This is a genomic window from Enterococcus sp. AN402 (genome assembly GCF_040719405.1).
Taxonomy (GTDB): Bacteria; Bacillota; Bacilli; order Lactobacillales; family Enterococcaceae; genus Enterococcus; species Enterococcus faecalis.
In genome coordinates, this window is the sequence record NZ_JBFDTM010000004.1 from 419,246 (window position 1) to 435,494 (window position 16,249).

11 protein-coding genes, 1 tRNA gene and 1 riboswitch are annotated in these 16,249 nt (G+C 38.0%); of the genes, 9 read left to right on the forward strand and 3 right to left on the reverse strand.

Going from position 1 to position 16,249, the window contains the following annotated elements:
- Positions 1 to 34: 34 nt before the first annotated feature.
- Together AB1I62_RS03435 and AB1I62_RS03440 are read right to left on the reverse strand one after the other, a co-directional pair.
- Complete coding sequence (locus AB1I62_RS03435; RefSeq protein WP_127978659.1) at positions 35 to 1,375, reverse strand: ISL3 family transposase; 1,341 nt, start codon at positions 1,373 to 1,375, stop codon at positions 35 to 37.
- Between the two features lie 756 nt (positions 1,376 to 2,131).
- Positions 2,132 to 2,203 (reverse strand) — tRNA-Arg (locus AB1I62_RS03440).
- A gap of 58 nt (positions 2,204 to 2,261) precedes the next feature.
- Between AB1I62_RS03440 and rpoN the strand changes: the two genes are divergently transcribed.
- The 5 genes from rpoN to AB1I62_RS03465 all read left to right on the forward strand — a co-directional run bounded on the left by rpoN (position 2,262) and on the right by AB1I62_RS03465 (position 9,535).
- The gene (rpoN, locus tag AB1I62_RS03445; protein ID WP_002361288.1) at positions 2,262 to 3,593 is read left to right on the forward strand and encodes an RNA polymerase factor sigma-54; all 1,332 of its coding nucleotides are present in this window, start codon (positions 2,262 to 2,264) and stop codon (positions 3,591 to 3,593) included.
- A 200-nt stretch (positions 3,594 to 3,793) separates the two neighbouring features.
- Complete coding sequence (locus AB1I62_RS03450; RefSeq protein ID WP_048737338.1) at positions 3,794 to 5,671, forward strand: acyltransferase family protein; 1,878 nt, start codon at positions 3,794 to 3,796, stop codon at positions 5,669 to 5,671.
- Positions 5,672 to 5,793: 122 nt separating this feature from the next.
- Positions 5,794 to 5,889: riboswitch (SMK box riboswitch) on the forward strand.
- Positions 5,887 to 7,071 carry a methionine adenosyltransferase gene (gene metK / locus AB1I62_RS03455; RefSeq protein WP_002368060.1) on the forward strand — a complete coding sequence of 395 codons (1,185 nt, stop codon included), beginning with the start codon at positions 5,887 to 5,889 and terminating at the stop codon, positions 7,069 to 7,071. It overlaps the preceding riboswitch by 3 nt.
- Positions 7,072 to 7,238: 167 nt before the next feature.
- Positions 7,239 to 8,705 carry an MDR family MFS transporter gene (locus AB1I62_RS03460; protein WP_048737336.1) on the forward strand — a complete coding sequence of 489 codons (1,467 nt, stop codon included), beginning with the start codon at positions 7,239 to 7,241 and terminating at the stop codon, positions 8,703 to 8,705.
- A 38-nt stretch (positions 8,706 to 8,743) separates the two neighbouring features.
- The gene (locus AB1I62_RS03465) at positions 8,744 to 9,535 is read left to right on the forward strand and encodes an alpha/beta hydrolase family protein (RefSeq protein ID WP_010712037.1); all 792 of its coding nucleotides are present in this window, start codon (positions 8,744 to 8,746) and stop codon (positions 9,533 to 9,535) included.
- Between the two features lie 80 nt (positions 9,536 to 9,615).
- On the opposite strand, the gene AB1I62_RS03470 is transcribed toward AB1I62_RS03465, so the two are convergent.
- A complete protein-coding gene (locus tag AB1I62_RS03470; RefSeq protein WP_002358755.1) occupies positions 9,616 to 10,278 on the reverse strand; it encodes a TetR family transcriptional regulator in 663 nt (220 codons plus the stop codon).
- Between the two features lie 253 nt (positions 10,279 to 10,531).
- On the opposite strand from AB1I62_RS03470, the gene erfC reads away from it, so the two are divergent.
- From erfC to AB1I62_RS03490, 4 genes are all read left to right on the forward strand, one after another.
- Complete coding sequence (gene erfC / locus AB1I62_RS03475; RefSeq protein WP_002355662.1) at positions 10,532 to 12,247, forward strand: multidrug ABC transporter ATP-binding protein/permease ErfC; 1,716 nt, start codon at positions 10,532 to 10,534, stop codon at positions 12,245 to 12,247.
- Positions 12,247 to 14,016, forward strand: coding sequence for a multidrug ABC transporter ATP-binding protein/permease ErfD (gene erfD, locus AB1I62_RS03480; RefSeq protein WP_002358756.1), 1,770 nt, complete (start codon positions 12,247 to 12,249; stop codon positions 14,014 to 14,016). Before erfC ends, erfD begins: the two co-directional genes overlap by 1 nt.
- Positions 14,017 to 14,425: 409 nt before the next feature.
- Entirely contained in the window at positions 14,426 to 15,031 is a 606-nt protein-coding gene (locus AB1I62_RS03485) for a TetR/AcrR family transcriptional regulator (protein WP_002355664.1), read from the forward strand.
- 138 nt (positions 15,032 to 15,169) lie between these two features.
- Positions 15,170 to 16,249, forward strand: coding sequence for an ABC transporter permease (locus tag AB1I62_RS03490; RefSeq protein ID WP_104859270.1), 1,080 nt, complete (start codon positions 15,170 to 15,172; stop codon positions 16,247 to 16,249).

The window sequence follows — 16,249 nt, forward strand, 5'->3', positions numbered from 1 at the left end:
GAAATTCAATAGAATAATCGAGATACTCACACGGCTAGACAGCTATCTTGTCTAGCCGTGTTGTTGTTCTGGCTTTAGTCAGTTGGGTAGTATTCTTAGTTTTCTTAAAATATTTTCCTCGATATAAAAAGATTCGTTCTCGGTAGTTTTGAAAGTTTCTAAAGCCATAGGCAATTCGTTTTAGTACTTTGATATGGTTATTCAAACATTCTATAGGGCCGTTGGAATAGGGAACGCGCAACGCTCGTTTGATTTCTGTTTGGTATTTCTTGAAGGTCGTGAACACTGGTTGGTAGTGCTCTGGCAACTCCTTGTAGTCTTCTTTTAGGAGCGCGACGAATTCAGGAACATCTTGTCTTCTGATAACGGAAAGAAAATCCTGGTAGACTTCGTAGCCTCGCTTTAAGGAATCATCATAAGATAATAGCCGATCGACTATCTCTGCTTCTGTCAGATGATCTCGAAATGACGGACGCCAGTAGCGATGCTGACCTTTCAATTCCCACGCATTCTTTTGAAGTAGTCTCCAGTATTTCTTTAAGTGCTTCGACCGACGATCCCCTTTTTTAAAGGTCTTCATTACTTGAATTCGGTGGTTGGTAAAAGCCCGACCAATGTGTTGGCTAATATGAAAGCGATCGGCGACGATTCGGGCATTCGGAAAACACTCTTTCACCAATGTGCGATAAGGTGTATAGAAATCTGAAACCACTAGACGCACTTGTTCACGGACTTTTCTAGGGTAGCGCAAGAAATAGTCGCGTAAAGGATTGAGTTGCCGATTTTCCACAATATCAATCAGTTGATGGGTCTTGCCGTCCATCATGACAAAGCTCATGGCTCCCGAGACGTTTTTCACCGATTTGAATTCATCGAAACACACCACTTCTGGTAACGGCTGGTTCAAAGAAACGGTTTTAGGCCGAAGGCTGCGAAGTATTCGAATGACAGTGGTCGGAGAAATGTGCTTCATACGTGCAATCAAAGACATAGAAATAGGCTCACTTAATAGCTCAAGAATGGCTTGTTTGACTCTGCGGGCGATGGAGCAGCGACGATCACTAACTGAATCTTCTGCTAAAAAAGTCTTTCCACAGTGTTTACATTTGAAGCGCTGTTTGTTAATCCGCAGAATGGTCTTGTAGTTACTGACATCATTCAATAAGATGGATACTTTTTTCCAGCCCCATTTAATGATCGTTTGCTTATTTTGATAGTGACAATGGAAGCATTCCTCTGGTTGATAGGTCAATGTGCCATCAAAAACAAAACATGTTTCGTCATTGATTCGCTCTTTGCGAAAGGCATCTTCATGAAAGATAAGATTTAGGTCTAGAATATCTAGTAACTCTTTGGTAAACTCTGAATAGGACATCTTGAAACACTCCTTTGAATGGTTTTCGTCGACTTTATTCTAAAGGATTTCAAGGTGTCTGTTTGCGTTTATTAGAAAAAAGAAAAAGTATTGGCAACAGAAGGCGTCACCAACACTAGATATTATAGAGCCTTTTTTTGATAGCTGTTGTCTGATCTCGCCATTAATTACATAGCAAAACAAAGCAGAGGCCATTTAAAGGAGGAGAATCTGAAGACGACCTTAACTGAGCTGTTACTTGTAAGTGGATTATTTTGGCTAGTAATCATAATTGGTGTGATTGCTGGTAGTATATTTCTAATTAAGTATTTTAGAGGTCGGAGCTGAACGGTTCTGTTCCCGCCAATTATCAGGTTTTAAGCCTGGGACAAAAATCCAAAGTGATTTTTGCCCCAGGTTCTTTATTTAATTAGGGTATTAAGTTTTAGGTAAAATAATTAACAAATTAAAAGCAATTTACTATATAATCAGAAAGGGATCTTTAAGAGAGAAGCAGGTGTTTGCTTGTCGTAATACTTTGTTTAGCAGATAGAAAAAGGAAACGTTATGCGTTACAATAGGAACGGAGGAATTTTAACCTTATTGGATTTGTAGCTGAAGCAGAACAAATGTTGTCGCGTTAAGTGCGATTGAGCTTGCCACAAGCAACATTTGAAAAAAATACGGATAGAAAAATCATTCCTAAACAAGAAAAAAACACTCTTTAGATGAATAAAGAGTGTCCAGAAACGTTGATAAATCAACATATTTAAATAACGCGCCCTGAGGGAATCGAACCCCCGTCTCAAGAACCGGAATCTTACGTGATATCCACTACACTAAGGGCGCGGCACGAATACTAGTTTAGCTGATATTGACAAAAATTACAAGAGGGAGGACGAAAATAATGAAATTTGAGCAACGAATGTCCCAACAACAAAAACAAGTCCAGAAGTTGGCCATGACTCAACAGCTTCAACAATCCATTCAAATTTTACAATTTAATACGGAAGAACTCGCTGCCTTTGTTGAAGCGAAAGCACTAGAGAATCCATTGATTGATTTACAAGTAGACACGCAGTACACCACAGATTTTCCGATAACTAGTCGTTCTTACACCAATCAAGACGAAGAAAATAATTATATGAATCAAATTCCAGACTATCATTTATCATTATTTGAGTCTTTAATTGATCAAATTCATTTGAATTACCGCGATACATACTTGCGAACATTGGTATTGTTTTTAGTAGAATATATAGACGTGAATGGTTATTTAACGATTTCGTTAGAAGAAGCGGCAGAGAAAACCGAAGCAAGCGCCATTCAAATGCTAGATGCATTAACTTTGTTACAACAGCTAGATCCAGCAGGTGTGGGGGCACGCAATTTACAAGAATGTTTGATGCTACAAACAGAACGAGACGATACCGCGCCTAATTTAGCGTATATTTTATTGGAGGAAGAATTTGATGCCTTAGTGAGTCGTAAATGGGGCCCGTTAGCTAAAAAATTCGGGATTGAATTAGCAGAAATTCAATTGATTTTTGATTATATACAAACGTTATCGCCAGCGCCAGGGAATATTTTTGATGCGACCGAGGAATTGTATATTCGACCAGATTTAACTGTCCGAATCAAGGAAGATCGAATAGTGGTGATTTCCAACAAAGCTGGTCGACCGACATTAAATTTTCAAGAAAATTATTTCAAACGAATGCAAGAGACTGACGACAAAGAAGTCCAAGAATATATTAAGGATAAGAAAAACGAATTTGAATGGTTAGAGCGCGCAGTGAATCAGCGGGGGGATACAATTTTACGTGTAGGGCAAGAAATTGTGCGTCGTCAAGAAGCCTTCTTTTTAGAAGCAGATCGGCCATTAAAACCAATGACTTTAAAAGAAATTGCGGATGCTTTGTCTATTCATGAATCGACAGTTAGTCGTGCGGTCAATGGAAAATATCTAGAAACCACGTTTGGCGTCTTTGAATTGCGCTCATTCTTCTCAACAAGTATTCTTTCATCAGAAGAAGATGGCGAGGATGTCTCAACAACGATGGTTAAAAAGCAACTACAAAAATTAATTGATCAAGAAGTAAAAAGTAAACCGTTATCTGATCAAAAATTAGTCGAGCGATTAAAAGATTCAGGCATGGAAATATCCCGGCGAACGGTAGCAAAATATCGTGAAGCCCTAGGGATTCCATCTTCATCTAAACGAAAACGATATGAGTAAACAACCAAAGCTTATGAGTGATTTTCATAAGCTTTGGTTGTTTTTTTGTGATTTAAAAAATGCTGGTTTTTTGAATTGTAAAAAAAGCCTAAAGGAGGCAAAGTTTGCTTGCCATTTCCTAGGAAAAAACGTATATTAAAGTTACTTGCTTCTTTAAATAAAGGAAAAGAATAATTTTATAGAAAAGTTGGAAAGCACAAATGAATCAGACAGCAAATAGCAAGAAAAAACGCTATATTACAGGTTTTGATGGCATTCGGACGATCGCTGTAATTGGCGTGATTTTGTATCACCTTTTTCCCCAAGTCATGCGAGGTGGCTACTTAGGTGTTCCGATTTTCTTTGTTGTTTCAGGTTATCTTATTAACGACTTGTTGCGGCAAGAATGGGCAGAAAATCAGACCATTGATTTAAAAGGATTTTATGTGCGAAGGATGAAACGGCTGTATCCAGCATTAATTGTGATGCTTTTAAGTGCAGTTAGTTATATTACACTCTTTCAGCAGGATTTATTAAACAATATTCGCAGCGTTGTCGCTAGTAGTGTTTTTTATTACAACAACTGGTGGCAAATTTTTAAAGGGTTTTCTTATTTTGATGGATTTGCGACACAATCGCCATTTGTACATATTTGGTCATTGGCAGTTGAAGCGCAAAATTATTTAATTTGGCCATTACTTTTTATTCTTCTGGAACGCTTTGTTCGTAAGCGCGGTCGAATTTTCAGTTTAGTTTTAATCGGCGCCTTAATTTCGGTGACGCTGATGGCCGTTTTATATGTTCCTGGCGCAGATCCTACACGTGTCTATTATGGAACAGACACACGTGTTTTTTCTATTTTACTAGGTAGTGCATTGGCGTATGTTTGGCCAAGCACACGTTTGAAAGAAGAAATTCCAGAAGCCTCTAAAAAAATCTTAAATGGCGCTGGTTTAAGTGCCTTAATTCTTTTAGTATTAGCCTTTTTAACATTATCAGATCATACAAATTTTGTTTATTATGGCGGCATGTTTTTAATTAGTTTGGCAGCCACTGTTTTAGTGGCCGTCACTGCACATCCAGGGGCAGATATGAATCGTTGGTTAACGAATCCAGTCTTTACGTGGATAGGTAAACGGAGTTATGGCATTTACTTGTATCAATTCCCAATCATGATTTTTTATGAGGCCAAAATTAAGACCTTATCGGACCATGTTCTTCTACATTCATTGGTTGAAATAGCATTAATTTTAGTCGTGAGCGAATTGTCTTATCGTTTTATCGAACATCCACTGACACGATTGTCTTATAAGGATGTCTGGACTCAATTCACTGAGTTCTTACGGAAACCGTGGGACCTTCGTGAAAAAGGGACAATGGCCTTTATGACAGTGATTAGCGTGATTGCAGTATTCGGTTTAATTGTGGCCCCAGCAAACGCTAAAAGTGCGCAACAAGAGCAACTAGAAAAAAATATTGCGAAAAATCAGCAAAAAATTGAAGAACGTAAAAAAGAAGTTCAAGAAAGTGGCACGAAAAATAGTAGCACGTCCACAGAAAGTAGTACAAAACCGAGTGAAAGCCAAGACGTTCTACCCGCACAACTCACCCCAGAGCAAGTAAAAAAAGCGCAGAATTTAGAAATCACAACTATTGGTGATTCTGTTATTCTAGATGGTGCTAGCGGGTTACAAGATATTTTCCCTAAAATGATTATCGATGGGGAAGTGGGCCGTCAATTGTATAGTAGCATTTCACTAATTGGTGAACTAGACAAAAAGAAAATGCTTAAAGATACTGTTTTAGTGAGTTTAGGTACGAATGGTCCTTTTACAGAGGCACAATTTGATGAATTTATGAAAGCGTTAGGTAATCGAAAAGTTTATTGGATTAATGTTCGCGTTCCAACTAGAAGATGGCAAAATCAAGTGAATAGTTTACTTAGTCAAATGGACAAAAAATACGATAACTTAACGGTCATTGACTGGTTTAATTATAGTAACGCCCATGATGATTGGTTTTATGATGACCGAGTTCATCCAAATGTGGCAGGTGGCGAGCAATACACACACTTTATCGCGGAGAAAATTTTACAGTAGCAAGAAACTTCCAGCTCAGATGAAAGGGGCTGGAAGTTTTTTGTTATAGGAAAAGCAAATATAGGTAATTTAATGATTTTCTTGAAAACCTAAGCTTTTTTTTTAGATATCTGGTATACTGTTTTTGTTACAAGTTCCCGAAAGGATTTAGCAAGTAATTGTCGTTACTTACTAAAGATGCCTTGTAACCGAAACTATTTAGGGGGAATAACATTATGACAGAAAGACATTTATTTACATCAGAATCCGTTTCAGAAGGACATCCAGATAAGGTAGCTGACCAAGTCAGTGATGCAATTTTAGATGCGATTTTGGAGAAAGATCCGATGGCCCGCGTGGCATGTGAAACATCCGTAACAACTGGTTTAGTCCTAGTATTTGGAGAAATTTCTACAACAGCTTATGTAGATATCCAAAAAATTGTTCGTCAAACTGTGAAAGATATTGGTTATACACGAGCAAAATATGGATTTGATGGAGAGACTGTCGCAGTTCTTGTAGCAATCGATGAGCAATCACCTGATATCGCTCAAGGGGTTGACGCAGCCTTAGAAGTGCGTGATCAAGATGAAAAAGACGATATTGGCGCTGGTGACCAAGGCTTAATGTTTGGTTTTGCCGTTGACGAAACACCAGAATTAATGCCATTACCGATCGCGTTAAGTCATCGTTTGGTTCGCCGTTTAGCAGAATTGCGGAAGGAAAAAGTCTTACCTTACTTACGTCCTGATGCAAAATCTCAAGTAACAGTGGAATATGATGAGCAAGGTCAACCACAACGTGTGGATACGATTGTCATCAGTACACAACATGATGATGAAACAACCTTAGAACAAATCGAAAAAGACATTAAAGAACAAGTAATCAATGAGGTGATTCCTCATGAACTTTTAGATGATGAAACAAAATACTTTATCAACCCAACTGGTCGCTTTGTAATCGGTGGCCCTCAAGGAGATGCAGGCTTAACTGGTCGTAAAATTATCGTTGATACTTATGGCGGTTATGCTCGTCATGGCGGCGGTGCTTTTTCTGGAAAAGATGCAACCAAAGTTGACCGCTCTGCTAGTTATGCTGCGCGTTATATCGCGAAAAACATTGTTGCTGCTGGTTTGGCGAAAAAAGTAGAAGTCCAATTAGCTTATGCAATTGGTGTGGCGCAACCAGTGTCTATTTCTATTAATACGTTTGGTACGAGTGCTCTTCCAGAAAGTAAATTAATCGAAGCAGTTCGTAAAAACTTTGATTTACGTCCAGCAGGTATTATTGAAATGCTAGATTTACGTCGCCCAATTTATAAACAAACTGCGGCTTATGGTCATTTTGGTCGAACAGATATTGATTTACCTTGGGAACAAACAGATAAAGTTGAAGCGTTAAAAGCTAGTTTAGCTGAATAATTAAATAAAAAAATAAGAAGTCAGCCAATACTTGGCTGACTTCTTGTTTTTTTGCAATAATTTTTTTATGAAAAAGCATTTTTTTAAGACATTTTGTTCTTTTTTGTATAGAATAGCTATGGAGCAATTTAGAAAATTGACAATTGAATAGAAAAGGATGTGAACAAATGGCAAAAGAAACAAATGTTAAGTTAGTCACGGTGAGTGTTTTTGTGGCAACATTTATGACAGCCATTGAAGGGACCATTGTGTCTACTGCGATGCCAACGATTGTCGGCTCGTTACATGGCATGGAAATTATGAACTGGGTATTTTCAATTTATTTATTAACGAATGCGATGTTAACACCGATTTATGGGAAACTTGCGGATAAAATTGGTCGTAAACCTGTCTTCATGATTGGCATTATCATTTTTATTTTGGGCTCCTCGTTGTGTGGCTTTGCTCAAGATATGTTGACCTTAATTATTGCCCGCGCAATTCAAGGTGTGGGGGCAGGCGCAATTTTACCAGTTGCGTTAACGATTATTGCCGATATGTATACATTGGACAAGCGAGCGAAAATTTTAGGTTTAAACAGTGCCGCCTGGGGAATTGCTAGTATTTTTGGTCCGTTAGCAGGTGGTTTTATTGTAGATACAGTCGGTTGGCATTGGATTTTCTTCATTAATGTTCCTATTGGACTTGTTTTATTGGGCTTGATTAGTATTTTCTTAGTTGAACCAAAGCGGGAACGGACCAAGATGCCAATGGATATTTTGGGCAGCGTTACTTTGATGGCAGTGCTGCTAACGTTATTGCTAGGTTTTCAAATGATTAGCGATAATGGTTTTACATTAGTAACATTTGGTTGTTTGAGTTTGAGTGTGCTCTTTTTTGTAGCATTTGTGATGATAGAAAAACGCGCGCAAGACCCAGTGATTGATTTGCATTTATTTAATCAACCAACGTTTGTTTTAGTAAATCTTATTGCGGCGCTTATTAGCGGTTTCTTAATGGGGATTGATGTCTACATTCCGATGTGGATGCAAGGTGTCTTAGGAAAAAGTGCAGGAATTGGTGGCTTAGTTTTAGCGCCTATGTCGTTACTTTGGATGGCTGGATCATTTATAGCAAGTAGCTTTATGGAAAAATATGCTATGAAAAAAGTCTTAACGATTGGGTTATCGATTCTATTAGTCGGGGCCATCTTTTTAGTGGTAATGCCAATGGCCGTTCCGTTTTGGCTTTTCTTTGTAGTGTCTTCTGTCTTAGGAGTTGGTTTTGGGATTACTATCACAACGACTACGGTGACAGCACAAAGTACAGTGGAGCCTGAAAAAATGGGGGTTGCAACATCGTTTAATACGTTGGTGCGTACAATTGGGCAGACTGTGATGGTGTCAATTTTTGGTGTGATTTTAAACGCAGGAATGTTTGCAAAATTGGAAGCGAGCGCGTTAAACGTCGATGCAGATGTCATGAATCAATTAGTGAATCCACATACTGCAAATTTAATTCCAGCTGCGTTGTTAAAACCATTACGCGGTATCCTCTATGCAGGTCTGCATAATGTTTACTTAGTCGGTGCGGGCTTAGTTGTTGTCGCTCTTTTGTTAAATATTTTCGCAAAAGCGCAACGAGCGAAGCTTTAGTGGTACACTAATAGAAAGAGTATTGGAGGGAAAAGTAGATGGCCTTTTTACAAGCAAATATTTATTCAAATGTATTGGAAATGGAAGTGAATGTGAACGTAATTTTACCACAAGAAACGGTAAAAAAAGTGGGCACAAGTACCCAAGCAGCATTGACAGATATTCCCGTGTTGTATTTATTACATGGGATGGGAGGAAATCACAGCGTCTGGGCTCGCAGAACCTCTATTGAGCGGTATGTCGCTGATTTGGGGATTGCTGTCATTATGCCGTCCACGGATTTAGCTTGGTATACGGACACGCAATACGATATGAACTATTGGACGTTTATCTCAGAAGAATTACCGAAAATTTGTCATCAACTCTTTCCACAGTTAAGTACAAAACGAGAAAAAACCTTTGCCGCTGGTTTGTCAATGGGTGGTTATGGCGCCTTGAAATTAGGATTAGCGAAACCAGAATCTTTTGCAGCCGTTGCTTCTTTGTCTGGGGCAGTCAGTTTATCATCCACTAGTTTTGGGGAATTATTAAAAGTCCGTAATCGAAGCTATTGGGAAGGTATTTTTGGCCCGTTAGATCAAATTGAAGGTTCTATTCACGATCCGCTGTATTTACTACAACAATTAGTAGAAAGCCAAACAGAAATGCCCCAATTTTACCTTTGTTGTGGGGAGCAAGATATGTTACTTTCTGCTAATCAACAGATGGCTCAAGCGTTGGAACAGGCACAGGCAAGTTACACTTTTGAAACTGGACCAGGAGAACATGACTGGGTGTTCTGGGATGAATGGATTCAAAAAGCCTTGGCTTGGCTACCAATACCAAAATAGAGAAAGTAGTTTTCAAGATTTATTTTAAAAGTTAACCCTTGGTCCGTCAGTCGAAATGACTGACGGACCAAGGGCTTTTTTTATTTAGATGAAGATGTGTTGTCTGCTTGCAACCCATCTAAGTAGGTTTTAACGGCTTGAATAAAGGCGGATTTTTGGTGGATGGAGTGTCGAAATTGAATGCTTTCCTCCATGTACGTTAACTCATTGTCGGAGACATATTGTTTCATGTGCAGCACTTGTTCTTTTAAATAGTCATCTCCGTTCAATACTTGCGAAACGAGCTGTTTTTCCTCCGTTGCGTCCATAATCATCCCAAATAAAAGATGTTGTAAAGACGTTACTGCTAAATGAGTCATTTCTGGTGAAAAACCTGCTTCTCTTAAAATGCCCATCATTTGATTCAAATGGCGTAATCGTTGGGGGTAGGCAGGGACGGTTTGGATTTCGATGGCTACGGCACAGGGAAATTGTTGATAGAGATCATAATAGTTTTCCATGAAGGCCAGTAAGTCAGAATACCATTCACCACATAATGCAGGTTCTTGAAAGTGCTCTTCAATCGCTTCAGCCATACTTTGAAGTAAGGCTTGCTTATTTTTAAAATACCAATAAATTGCGGGCGCCTGTACACCAAGCTGTTTGGCGACTTTACGCATAGAAAGTTGTTCTAAAGTAGGACTTTTTTCTAACAAAGAAAATGCGGCTGCAATAATCGTGTCTTTTGATAATTTCGGTTCCATGATTTTAGCTCCTATTAAACGTTATCTTCGTAAGTTTATCAAAAAGAAGGTACACTTTATGATAGGAAAAACTTGTGAAAAATTAACTTGTTCGCTTGTATTTTACCACTAAAAATGGTAAATTATGAATCGGCCTTATTTTACAGTGTTAAATTGGTGAAGTCAATGAGCAAATTGATTTTTTTGTAATGGGGAAGAATTCGCAGACCAACACTGAAGAAGCAGGGAACTATTTTAAGAAAGTAGGGATAAGATGGACCTTATTATTCAACACGCCAAAAAATACAAAGGCTCGGTAGTTATTGCCTTGTTGGCGGTGATCGTAATGGTTGTCTCAGCACTTTGGCAACCAAAATTGTTACAACAAGTGTTGGAAGCAATTATGAATGACGATAGCGACAAAATGAAAAACTTAGGGATTCAATTAATTGCCATTGCAGGATTAGGACTCGTTGCAGGGGTTATTAATACAATTTTTTCTGCCAAAGTTGCCCAAGGTGTCAGTGCTGACATTCGTGAAGCAACTTTCCGCAAAATCCAAACCTTTTCATTTGGCAATATCGAAAAATTTTCAGCAGGTAACTTAGTTGTTCGTTTAACAAATGACGTTACTCAAATTCAAAATGTCATTATGATTGCGTTGCAGACACTTTTTAGAATTCCTTTTTTATTTATCGGGAGTTTTATTTTAGCGATGCTAACCTTGCCACAACTATGGTGGGTGATTGTTGCACTTGTCATCGCAGTTATTTTGATTTCTATGCTGTCCTTTTCGCAAATGGGCAAGCATTTCATGATTATTCAAAACTTGATTGATAAGATTAATGGTATCGCAAAAGAAAATTTGTTAGGCATTCGTGTCGTCAAATCATTTGTTCAAGAAAAAAATCAATTGTCACGTTTTACAAAAGTGAGTGAAGAATTAACCACCCATAACTTAATCGTAGGTAGCTTATTTGCTGTGATGATTCCAGCGTTTATGTTGGTGGCGAACTTAGCCGTTGTAGGCTCGATTTTCTTTGTGAGTAACTTAGTCAAGGATGATCCAACTTTAATTGGTGGTGTCGCTTCCTTTATGAACTATTTAATGCAAATCATGATGGCGATTATTATCGGCGGAATGATGATGATGATGACTTCTCGTGCCGCTGTTTCCATTAAGCGGATTAAAGAAGTGATGGAAACAGAACCAGATGTTACCTACAAAAAAGTCCCAGAACAAGAGTTAATTGGTAGTGTTGAGTTTGATCACGTATCTTTCCGTTATCCTGGGGATGAAGAAGATACCTTGAAAGACATCTCTTTCTCTATTCAGCCAGGTGAAATGATTGGGATTGTGGGTGCAACTGGCGCTGGTAAATCTACGTTGGCACAATTAATTCCACGTTTATTTGATCCGACAGAAGGAAAGATTGAAGTTGGTGGTGTCGATTTACGAGAAGTGAACGAACACAGTTTACGAAAAACAGTTTCCTTTGTGTTGCAAAAAGCAATCCTGTTCTCTGGAACGATTGCGCAAAATCTACGCCATGGTAAACGTGACGCTTCTGAAGCGGATATGGAACGGGCTTCAGGCATCGCCCAAGCCAAGGAATTTATTGAAAAATTAGCAGAAGGTTATGATGCGCCCGTCGAAGAACGGAGTAATAACTTTTCTGGTGGACAAAAACAACGGTTATCAATTACTAGAGGTGTGATTGGTGAACCTAAAATTTTGATTTTAGATGATAGTACCAGCGCGTTGGATGCTCGTTCGGAGCGGTTAGTCCGAGAAGCGTTGGATAAAGAGTTAAAAGAGACTACCACGATTGTTATTGCCCAAAAAATTTCTTCTGTTGTCCATGCAGATCGTATTTTAGTATTGGATAATGGACGTTTAGTCGGGGAAGGCACGCATGAAGAATTAGCAGCTACGAACCCCGTATATCAAGAAATTTACGAAACTCAAAAAGGAAAGGAGGAAGCTTAATGACTGATTTAATAAAAGCTAGTAAATTTTTCTATCATTATTTAAAACGTTACAAAGTTTCTTTCCTCTTTATTTTCTTAGCAATTTTCGCAGCGACTTATTTACAAGTCAAAGCGCCGCAATTCGTTGGGGAAGCTATTCAGGAATTAGCGAAATATGCGGTTAATGTGATGCAAGGAAAAGACGATAAAAGTGCGTTCGTTTCTGTCATTTGGAAACTACTCATTTTTTATGTCTTAACTAGTGCCGCTAGTTTCATTTACAGTATTCTCTTTACACAAGTTGTGGGGAAATCGACAAACCGCATGCGGATTGGTTTGTTTAACAAATTAGAAAAATTGACGATTCGTTTCTTTGATTCTCATCAAGATGGTGAAATTTTAAGTCGTTTTACTAGTGATTTAGACAACATCCAAAACAGTTTAAACCAAGCGTTGCTACAAGTATTAACCAATATTGCCTTATTGGTTGGTGTCTTAATCATGATGTTCCGTCAAAATGTGGAACTGGCATGGGCCACAATTGCTTCTACGCCGATTGCGATTTTAATTGCGGTCTTTGTGATTAGCAAGGCGCGCAAATATGTCGATTTACAACAAGATGAAGTGGGTAAATTAAATGGCTATATGGATGAAAAAATTAGTGGGCAACGTGTGATTATCACTAATGGCTTACAAGAAGAAACCATTGACGGCTTTTTAGAGCAAAATGAAAAAGTTCGTGCAGCTACGTATAAAGGTCAAGTGTATTCAGGATTACTTTTCCCAATGATGCAAGGAATGTCATTAGTCAATACGGCAATTGTTATTTTCTTTGGTGGTTGGTTAGCAATCAATGGTTCTGTTGATCGTGCCGCTGCGCTAGGTTTAGTCGTTATGTTTGTCCAATATTCCCAACAATATTATCAACCATTGATGCAAATTTCTTCAGGTTATAGCATGATTCAATTAGCTGTTACAGGCGCTCGTCGTTTAAATGAGATGTTTGATGAACCAGATGAAATTCGTCCCGAAAATGGCGAAAAATTAGAAGAGATTAACAAAGCTGTGGCTTTAAATCATGTTGTTTTTGGCTATAATCCAGAAACGCCTGTGTTGAAAGATGTTTCTATTCATGTGGATAAAGGTGAAATGGTCGCTTTAGTCGGACCGACAGGCTCAGGAAAAACAACGATTATGAATTTAATGAATCGCTTTTATGATGTGAATGAAGGCGCCGTGACGTTTGATGGTGTGGACATTCGTGAAATGGATTTAGATAGCTTGCGTTCACATGTAGGCATTGTTTTGCAAGAGTCCGTTCTATTTTCAGGAACAATTCGTGAGAATATTGCTTTTGGTAAGCCAGAGGCCACGGATGAAGAAATTGTTCAAGCAGCGAAACAAGCGAATATCCATGAATTTATTGTAAATCTTGAGCAAGGCTACGATACTGAGATTACGGAAGAGAATAACCTTTTCAGTACGGGGCAAAAGCAACTAGTAAGTATTGCACGAACGATTATTACCAATCCAGAATTATTAATTTTGGATGAAGCAACAAGTAATGTTGATACAGTAACAGAAGCTAAAATCCAAAAAGCGATGGACGAAGCAATTAAAGGGCGCACCAGTTTTGTGATTGCCCATCGTTTGAAAACGATTCTAAATGCGGATCGGATTATTGTTTTACGAGACGGTGAAGTCATTGAAGAAGGCAACCACCATGAACTAGTTGAACAAGATGGATTCTATGCGGAACTTTATAAAAATCAATTTGTTTTTGAATAAGTCGAAAAAGAAGCAAAATGAGTCATTCTCATTTGCTTCTTTTTTTGCTATGCTAAATAGAAAAAGGAGAAATGTCAATGGAAAAAATGAGGAATGTACGGCAATTACGGCGCACGTTTTTGGTGCTAAATACTTTATTTGTACTGAGTGTATTCAGAGAGAATCGATGGACAAAATCGGCACTGCTTTTTTGGTTGTTGGCTAATAGTTTTTTTTATGGACTGCAGTAGTTGATTTATCTTGGGGGCGAAAAAGGCTGGCTGATACATCTGCAGCGGTGGTATTATTGCGCGGTTCTTCTCCAAATAGTAGGCACATTGATTGTATATTTTTCGTTTTTTGTATAAAGGTCTCTCGTTTCTTGCCGGAGAATATGCTAAAATAAAAAGCAGCAGGGGGCGAGAAAACCATGGAAAAGCCAAATAAACGCAAAGCTGATTTAGAACGTACACGGCAAATTATTTTGTCTGTCGCTTCTGAATTATTCATGACAAAGGGGTTCAAAAATACCTCCACTCGTGAAATTGCTTTAAAAGCGAACATTACCCAACCGAATCTCTATCACCATTTTAAAAATAAAAAAGAACTGTATTTAGCTGTGATTGAAGAATTAACGTCCCGTGTTCAGGAAGAATTAGTTCCAATTGTTTCTGGAAATGCATCAGTAGAAGAAAAACTTTATCAATTAATCAAAGTTTTGTTAGATGAACATCCGACTAATCTTTTCTTAATGTTGAACGACATGTTTCAAGAAATGGGCCCTGATTACAATCGTACGCTGTATCAAATTTTCAAAAAAACCTATATCAATAATATTGCGGCTATTTTTGAAAGTGAACCTGAAACCAATTGCTTACAAGAGGGCATCAGTGTAGATGATGCAACTCGGTTTATTTTATATAACGTTAGTGCATTATTAAGTATTGAAAAAACGTACCAGCGAAAAACAGTGGATGACGATGTCAAAAAATTTATTCAATTTATGCTACATGGCGTTCTGAAAAGTCACAAATAAAAAGTAGAGAAGCCCTGTTGAAAAACAGACTTCTCTATTTTTTTGTAAAATTCACTTATCAATCGATAAATAATTATTGATTTATCGATTGATAAGTGATATAGTTTATTTCGAAAAGAAGAAAGAGGTGAACCATTCATGTTTTTAGGATTTAATGAAATGAAGTATTCAAAAGGACGGTACGTCCTTGTAGTCTTAGTAATGGTCTTGATTGCTTGGTTAATTTTTATTTTGTCAGGTTTAGCGAACGGTTTAGCTCAAGGAAATCGTTTAGCCGTAGATCAATGGCAAGCGAATCAAGTGGTTTTATCAAAAGAGGCCAATAGTAATTTAAATGTATCAGTGTTAGATGAAAACGTGAAAGAAACGATTTCAGGAGGCAGAATTGCACCGATTGGTCAACAATCTTTAGCCATCCGCCCAGCAGATGACAAAAAGGCTGAATTAACGAATGTTAGCTTATTTGGAATTGAAAAAGAAAGTTTTTTAATGCCAAAAGTGATTGAAGGAAACGCATTTACTGATAAAAATCAAGTGATTGCTTCAGAAACATTGAAAAATCAAGGATTTAAAATTGGCGACAAATTAACTGCAGGGAAATATGATGAGCAATTAGAAATTGTCGGCTTTATTTCTAAAAGTAGCTATAACATTGTGCCAGTTATTTACACTTCTCTGGATACTTGGCGGTCAATTAAATATGGTGACAATCCAGCAATGGCTAAAATGGTTAATGGTTTCATTATTCGCAGCAAGGACAACGCGGAAGTTAAAACGACTAATAAAGACAGCCAAGTTCTTTCAATTTCAGATTTTATTGAAAAACTACCAGGATACAGCGCTCAAAACTTGACCTTGGATGGCATGATTTATTTCTTGATTGTGATTGCAGCGTTCATTATCGGTATTTTTATCTTTGTGATGACTTTACAGAAAACAGCAATGTTCGGTGTCTTAAAAGTTCAAGGGGTGCCGACTAGTTTCTTAGCAAAGGCAGTCATGCTACAAACCGCTTTATTGGCTGTTCTAGGAGTGGCGATTGGTCTTGCGTTAACGGGAATTACCGTGCTCTTTTTACCAGAAGCGATGCCTTATGCAACTAATGGACCACGCATGATTTTGTTTAGTGTACTATTGATTTTATCTGCATTAATTGGCGGGGCATTTTCAATTCGAACGATTGCTAAAATTGATCCGTTAATCGCGATTGGAGGTTAG

Excerpts from the sequence above, each read along its gene's own strand:
- AB1I62_RS03435 (WP_127978659.1), bottom strand. The coding sequence starts at position 1,375 with ATGTCCTATTCAGAGTTTACCAAAGAGTTACTAGATATTCTAGACCTA.
- rpoN (WP_002361288.1), top strand. The coding sequence starts at position 2,262 with ATGAAATTTGAGCAACGAATGTCCCAACAACAAAAACAAGTCCAGAAG.
- AB1I62_RS03450 (WP_048737338.1), top strand. The coding sequence starts at position 3,794 with ATGAATCAGACAGCAAATAGCAAGAAAAAACGCTATATTACAGGTTTT.
- metK (WP_002368060.1), top strand. The coding sequence starts at position 5,887 with ATGACAGAAAGACATTTATTTACATCAGAATCCGTTTCAGAAGGACAT.
- AB1I62_RS03460 (WP_048737336.1), top strand. The coding sequence starts at position 7,239 with ATGGCAAAAGAAACAAATGTTAAGTTAGTCACGGTGAGTGTTTTTGTG.
- AB1I62_RS03465 (WP_010712037.1), top strand. The coding sequence starts at position 8,744 with ATGGCCTTTTTACAAGCAAATATTTATTCAAATGTATTGGAAATGGAA.
- AB1I62_RS03470 (WP_002358755.1), bottom strand. The coding sequence starts at position 10,278 with ATGGAACCGAAATTATCAAAAGACACGATTATTGCAGCCGCATTTTCT.
- erfC (WP_002355662.1), top strand. The coding sequence starts at position 10,532 with ATGGACCTTATTATTCAACACGCCAAAAAATACAAAGGCTCGGTAGTT.
- erfD (WP_002358756.1), top strand. The coding sequence starts at position 12,247 with ATGACTGATTTAATAAAAGCTAGTAAATTTTTCTATCATTATTTAAAA.
- AB1I62_RS03485 (WP_002355664.1), top strand. The coding sequence starts at position 14,426 with ATGGAAAAGCCAAATAAACGCAAAGCTGATTTAGAACGTACACGGCAA.
- AB1I62_RS03490 (WP_104859270.1), top strand. The coding sequence starts at position 15,170 with ATGTTTTTAGGATTTAATGAAATGAAGTATTCAAAAGGACGGTACGTC.